At 63.2% G+C, this 5,909-nt stretch carries 7 protein-coding genes; 3 read left to right on the top strand and 4 right to left on the bottom strand.

Going from position 1 to position 5,909, the window contains the following annotated elements; genetic code table 11:
• A partial coding sequence (locus tag E5W70_RS30345; protein ID WP_292664960.1) for a hypothetical protein occupies positions 1 to 748 on the bottom strand: 748 nt, incomplete at its 3' end.
• 121 nt (positions 749 to 869) lie between these two features.
• Here E5W70_RS30345 and E5W70_RS30340 point away from each other — a divergent pair.
• Together E5W70_RS30340 and E5W70_RS30335 are read left to right on the top strand one after the other, a co-directional pair.
• The gene (locus tag E5W70_RS30340) at positions 870 to 1,214 is read left to right on the top strand and encodes a hypothetical protein (RefSeq protein ID WP_292664959.1); all 345 of its coding nucleotides are present in this window, start codon (positions 870 to 872) and stop codon (positions 1,212 to 1,214) included.
• Between the two features lie 18 nt (positions 1,215 to 1,232).
• On the top strand, positions 1,233 to 1,781 hold the full coding sequence (locus E5W70_RS30335; protein ID WP_292664958.1) for a gamma carbonic anhydrase family protein: 549 nt from the start codon (positions 1,233 to 1,235) through the stop codon (positions 1,779 to 1,781).
• A gap of 42 nt (positions 1,782 to 1,823) precedes the next feature.
• Here E5W70_RS30335 and E5W70_RS30330 read toward each other — a convergent pair whose 3' ends face one another.
• Both E5W70_RS30330 and E5W70_RS30325 read right to left on the bottom strand, forming a co-directional pair.
• Complete coding sequence (locus tag E5W70_RS30330; RefSeq protein ID WP_292664957.1) at positions 1,824 to 2,570, bottom strand: SDR family oxidoreductase; 747 nt, start codon at positions 2,568 to 2,570, stop codon at positions 1,824 to 1,826.
• A 30-nt stretch (positions 2,571 to 2,600) separates the two neighbouring features.
• Positions 2,601 to 3,788, bottom strand: a complete 1,188-nt coding sequence (locus E5W70_RS30325; RefSeq protein WP_292664956.1) for an MFS transporter — start codon at positions 3,786 to 3,788, stop codon at positions 2,601 to 2,603.
• A 96-nt stretch (positions 3,789 to 3,884) separates the two neighbouring features.
• On the opposite strand from E5W70_RS30325, the gene E5W70_RS30320 reads away from it, so the two are divergent.
• Positions 3,885 to 4,781: a LysR family transcriptional regulator gene (locus E5W70_RS30320; RefSeq protein WP_292664955.1), complete on the top strand. Its 897-nt coding sequence runs from the start codon at positions 3,885 to 3,887 to the stop codon at positions 4,779 to 4,781.
• A gap of 214 nt (positions 4,782 to 4,995) precedes the next feature.
• Here the strand turns inward: E5W70_RS30320 and E5W70_RS30315 are convergent, their stop codons facing one another.
• Complete coding sequence (locus E5W70_RS30315; protein WP_292664961.1) at positions 4,996 to 5,595, bottom strand: transglutaminase-like cysteine peptidase; 600 nt, start codon at positions 5,593 to 5,595, stop codon at positions 4,996 to 4,998.
• Positions 5,596 to 5,909: the final 314 nt, after the last annotated feature.

Genomic DNA, 5,909 nt, shown 5'->3' with positions numbered 1-5,909 from the left:
ACCGAATCCTCGGGCGGTTCGCTTCGCCCTTCAGGACACGCGCTGCCTCGCCCGAAATCGCCGCGTCGAGCGCCTGCCAGTCGGCCAGGAATTCCCTGGGGAAGCGGTAGGTAAGGCTGAGATTGTCGCCGACCAGGATGTCGCGTTCGCAGGGCGCCAGCGATTCGTCGGCGCTTGGGCCGCTCAGGCAGCGTGCGACGAACGGATCCTTGCCGGGGCGGTCGGCGACCGCCAGCACTTCGTTGAGATAGCCTGATTTTTCGCTGAAGGCGTAAAGCGTGGCGCCGCCAGGGCCGGGCGTACCGGGCTTGACGATCAGCGCGCTGTAGATCGGCGCGAAGCGGCCGCTCATGTCGCGCGACATCATCTGCGGCTCGAACGACAGGAAGACGATGTCCTTGCTGGGTCCGGTGTGGTTGAAGTCGTTGCGGGCAGCCTCGCTGTAGCCGTCCATCTCGGGATAGCGCAAATAGAGGTCGAGCCGCGAGGCGATGCCGTCGCGCCGGGCCTGGGCAAAGCGGATGACATTGGCCGGCACGGCGATGATGTTGTTGCCGATGACGACCTCGTGGACCGTGGTGTCGTCGGTGTACCCGGCCATGGCGATCGAGCGGCCGAACCATTTGCCGCCGAGGCTGATCGCCACCGAAAGCAGCGCCAGCGTCGCGAACGCATAAAACACCCGCTTCATCAGCGTCGAGTCGACGACGCTGAGTTGCGGGCCCTCTGTGGCGGCTGCCTGCTTCATCGTGACCCTCGTTTTGCCGTCCCATCGGGTGTGCCTGAGCGGCACATCTCGGCGCGGCACGGCTCTTGCTACGCAGCTTTTGCAGGCGACTGTGCGATTTCATGGTAAACGGAGGGTAAAGATGGGTCGGGTCGAACAAATCATATTCAGTTTTATGGCTGGGCTGACGGCTTGCGGCCTGGCCGGATCGGCTATGGAACTGGTCGCCGGCCGCAAGCTTGCCTTCGTCCAGCCCTATGTGTCGTCGAAGCACATGCTGCGCTCGCTCGCCGCGGCGGCTTGCGCCGGGCCGCTGATGTTCGCCAACGAGGCGCTGGACGCCTGGCGCGAGCGTCGCATCTCGGTGCTGGGGCTGATCTCCTGCGGCTGTACGGCGACCATCTGGGCGCTGGCGCTGGGCATGGTGGTGATCGCCATTGCGTCGTGGGCGGCTTCGCTTCTAGGGTCTGGCGGCTTGTCGGTGTGAGACGATCTGGAGACAGCGATGCCGATCTACGCGATTGACGGAAAAGCGCCCGCCTTCGAGGACGCCGACAGCAACTGGATCGCGCCCGACGCCACGTTGATCGGCAATATCAGGATCGGCCGCAATGCCGGCTTCTGGTTCGGCGTCGTCGTCCGCGGCGACGACGAGCCGATTGTTATCGGCGCCGATACCAACGTGCAGGAGCACACAATCATGCACACCGATGCCGGCTTTCCGCTGACCGTCGGCCAAGGCTGCACGATCGGCCACCGCGCCTTGCTGCACGGCTGCACGATCGGCGACAACAGCCTGATCGGCATGGGCGCCATCGTGCTGAACGGCGCGAAGATCGGCAACAACTCGCTGGTCGGCGCCGGCGCGCTGGTCACCGAAGGCAAGAAATTTCCCGACAATTCGCTGATCGTCGGCTCGCCAGCGCGCGTCGTCAGGACGCTAGACGAGATAGCAATCGCCAGGCTGCGCGCCTCGGCCGCGCACTATGTGGCAAACGGCAGGCGGTTCAGGGCGGGGTTGAAGGAAGAACAATCGGCGACGCCCATGGAATAACGGAGCCGGCCTTAGGATACCGAAAGCATAGCCCCTTCCAAGTCAAACCGGCTGGGCGGTCGGCCGGAACAAGATCTCGTTGATATCGACGTCCTCGGGCTCGTTGATCGCGAAGGCGACCGTGCGGGCAAACGTATCTGGCCCCACGGCGATCTTGCTCACGAAGTCCCTGGTGCCCTGCTGGATATCCTTCTCGCTGATATGCTCGAGCAACTCTGTGCTGACAGCGCCCGGCGAGATCACCGTGGTGCGGATATTGTAGGGTTTCACCTCTTTCCGCAGACCCTCGGACAGCGCACGCACGGCGAACTTGGTGGCGCAATAGACCGCCGCACCCGGGTCGACCACATGGCCGTATACGGACGAGACATTGATGATGTGCCCCGATCGCTGCTCCTTCATGTACGGAAGCGCGGCCGCGATGCCGTAAAGGACGCCCTTGACGTTGACGTCGATCATCCGGTCCCATTCGTCGACCTTGAGCCGTTCGAGCGGGGCCAACGGCATGAGGCCCGCATTGTTGAGCATCACGTCGATGCGGCCGAATTCCCGGACCGCCGTGTTCACCAGGTTCTGGACCTGGCCGGCGTCGGTGACGTCCGTAGTGACGGCCTTGGCTTTGAACCCAGCGGCGGTCAGTTTCTGGACAAGCGCGTCGATGCGGTGTGACCGGCGTGCACCCAGGACCACGGAAGCGCCTCGTGCGGCAAGATGGCGTGCCGTCGCTTCACCGAGGCCACTGCTGGCATCGGTGATGACGACGACCTTGTTCTCGATTCCTTCGGACATGAGATTCTCCTGGACAAGAATTGAAAGAGTTCAGGTGCGGGGGCCGGCCGAGGCGGCGAGCAAGGCCGAACCCGTGAGCAGGACGGCGGCGAGAAGGAAGGCGCTCCACCAGCCGGCCACGTCGAACAGCAGGCCTCCCACGATAGCGCCGCCCGCGATCGCGAGTTGGATCAGGGCGACCTGGAGTCCGCCCCCGGCCTCCAGGTCTTCAGGGATGAGCGTGGTCATCCAGGTGTTCCACGCCACCGGGATCGGGGTCGCGAACAGTCCCCACAGAACCAGCAGGCCGGCCGTAGCGCCTGCAAACGGTCCAAAGGCAATCAGCAGTAGAGCGAAGACCGCGAGTGCACTCGGCAGCCCGATCAGCACGGCTGTGAGGTGCCGCCGGAGTATGAGGCCGATGATCGACAGTCCCGCCAGGCCACCGAGCCCGACGCCCAACAAAGCTATTGAGAGGGTGTTCACCTCGAGGCCCGTCACATTTTCCAGGAACGGCCGCAGATAGATCGAGAGCGCGTTCTGCCCGATGAAAGCGAGCCCGGTCGCGCCCATGCCGATGGCGAATCTGCGATTCCGCAGCAGGCCGAACATGCTCGGCACCGAGGCGGTCTCCATCGGTGGCATCTTCGGGAGAACGGCCAACTGCCACACGAGCGCCGCGAGGCCGATGGGGACAGTGACGAAGAAGGTTCCCCGCCATCCGATCAGCGATCCGAGGAAGCTGCCGACGGGCGCGGCGATCACCAATGCGAAGGCAGTGCCGCCCTGGAGCAAGGCAATGGCCTTGGGCAGGTCGGGTCCCGCGGCCAGGCGGGCCAGAATGGCCGTCGACAGCGACCAGAAACCGCCGATCGCGATGCCGACCAGCGCCCGCCCGGCCAGGAAGATCAGGGAGTTGGGAGCAAGCGCCACCGCCAGGCTCGATGCGGCCAGCACTGCCGTATAGAGCAGAACCACCGTCCGTCGGTCGACGTTTCGCAACAGCGAGTTGCCGAAGAGGCTGGTAACCACGGCGAAGAATCCGGATACCGCGATTGCCTGGCCTGCCTGACCCTCGGAGACGGCCAGATCCTGAGCGATCGGGGTGAGCAGGCTCACCGGCAGGAACTCCAGTCCGACCAGAAGGAAGGTCAGCAGCGACAGGCAGACCACCGCAGACCATGGGGTCGTCGTGCTGTCAGGAGTGGCGGCTTCGTCCAGCGCGAAATCAATGGTCATGAGGCAGTCTCCTGTCCGTTCCCGAACTAAGTAGTCGGGCTGGCCAAATGCGACTAGCGGGTATAATTTTGATGTGGTTGTGAATGAGGCTCATCAATGCCACGCGACGAGTTCGCCGAAATGCGCGCGTTCCTGGAGATCACCCGGACGCGGAGCTTCACCCGAGCAGCCGCCAAGCTCGGGGTCACTCCTTCGGCCCTTAGCCACACCATCAAGTCGCTGGAGTCCCGGCTTGGCGTTCGTCTTCTCTCTCGCACCACACGCGACGTCGCCCCGACGGCGGCCGGTCAACGCCTCAAGGAAGGCATCGAACCGCATTTCGAAGGGATCGCGGCTGAGGTCAGCGCTCTCGGCGTCCTGCGCGACAGGCCGTCCGGCAACATTCGCCTGGTGTGCACCGACGATTCCGTCGACATTGTCTTCCGCGCCCGGCTGCCAAAGTTCCTGAGCGACTTCCCCGATATCAAGGTCGAGCTGGTGGTCGATAATGCCTTCACCAACATCGTCGAGCGCCAGTTCGATGCCGGTGTGCGGCTGGGCGAGTCCATTGCCCGAGATATGGTAGCCGTGCGCATCGGAGCCGACGTGACCTACGCTGTGGTCGGCTCACCCCATTACTTCGCCCACCGGTCACCGCCGGAGACACCGCAGGAGCTGACCGACCATAACTGCATCAATTACAGGCTGCCGACGTCAGGATCGGTCTATGCGTGGGAATTGCGGGAAGGCGCGCGCGAGTTCAGCGCTCGGGTCGAGGGACAACTGACGCTTAACAACATGGGGCCGGCGATCCAGGCCGCGCTTGACGGTGTGGGCTTGGCCTATCTACCGCGCGAACTCGTCCTTCCACACATTGAGAGTGGCCTTCTCCAGGAAGTCCTGACCAAATGGTGCCCGACGTTCCAGGGTTACCACCTGTACTATCCAAGCCGACGCCATCCCTCTCCGGCGTTTTCCGCCTTTGTCGACGCGTTCCGTATCAGGGGCAAGTAACAGCGTTTCGACGGCGAACGACAGCTAGGTATCGCACAAACGGTCGTGCGACAGCTTGGATGACGAAGCGCAGTTGGAGGCAAAGCCGAGATAACTGTATCGAGATGTGTTCCGCCGGAAATGGTGGAGCCGGCCCGGGGACGGGGCCGGCTCCTTAAACCCGGTCGTTGGGGACGGGGAGGGTGGGGACTCGACCGGGTTTTGCGTCGCGTCCTCAGCGGACGCTGGCGACCGCGTCGGAGCGGCCGTCGTTGATCGTAACCCAGGCGCCGGAATTGCGGTCGGACTGGCGCTTCAGGTAGGTGTAACTGGTATTGGTCCAGGACAGCACCTTGGGCTGGAGATTGTCGAGGATGAACTCGCCGAGGCTGGTGCGCACGGTCAGCACCGCATGGCCGTCGCCATTGCGCTGGCGCACCACCGTCATCAGCAGATCGCCGGCCGGCACGCCGATGCTCATCAGCTCACGGCGCTTTTCCAGCGCATAGTCCTCGCAGTCGCCGAAGCCGCTATTGGGGAAGGACCAGACTTCCTCCTTGCCCCACATTTCCATGTCGGTGCGCGGCGCGACCTTGCTGTTGACCGAATTGTTGATCTTGACGATCGTTGCCCACAGCTTGCGGGTGAGTTCGACCGGTGCCCGGCTAGGCGTCCTCTGATTGCATTCCTGCGGAAGCTGCTGGCACAATTCGTAGTGACCGACTGGCTGCGTGGTGCGGCCGCCGGTATGCATGAAGGCCGGCTCCGCCGCGCTTGCAATCCCCCAGCCGAAAAGCTGCATCGCTATTGCCGCCAGCAACAGCTTGCCCCTCATCATGTTCATTATTCAGTCTCCCCGTTTGAGGAGACAATGACACGGCTGGATTTATTTGACGCAAAAGCGCGAAGTAGACATTAAGTAAAACGCCAATAGAATAAACATAAAATTTGACGCAATTGAGTATAGAATTGTTAATTGGGCGCGACCTCCGCGCGGATCGACAAGTGACCGACTGCAACGGCGCGGCAATCGCTTCAGGCTTGTGCTCCTCTTGCACCCCGCGGTTCGCTGGTGGTTGGCGAAAGTCGAAGCGGCATCCAATCTCCCCCCTTGCGGGGGAGATGTCCGGCAGGACAGAGGGGGGTGGG

Source organism: Mesorhizobium sp. (genome assembly GCF_005063415.1).
In the GTDB taxonomy this organism is placed as follows: Bacteria; Pseudomonadota; Alphaproteobacteria; order Rhizobiales; family Rhizobiaceae; genus Mesorhizobium.
Note: the sequence above shows the minus strand (reverse complement) of the source record. Positions and strands in the feature narration are given on the sequence as shown.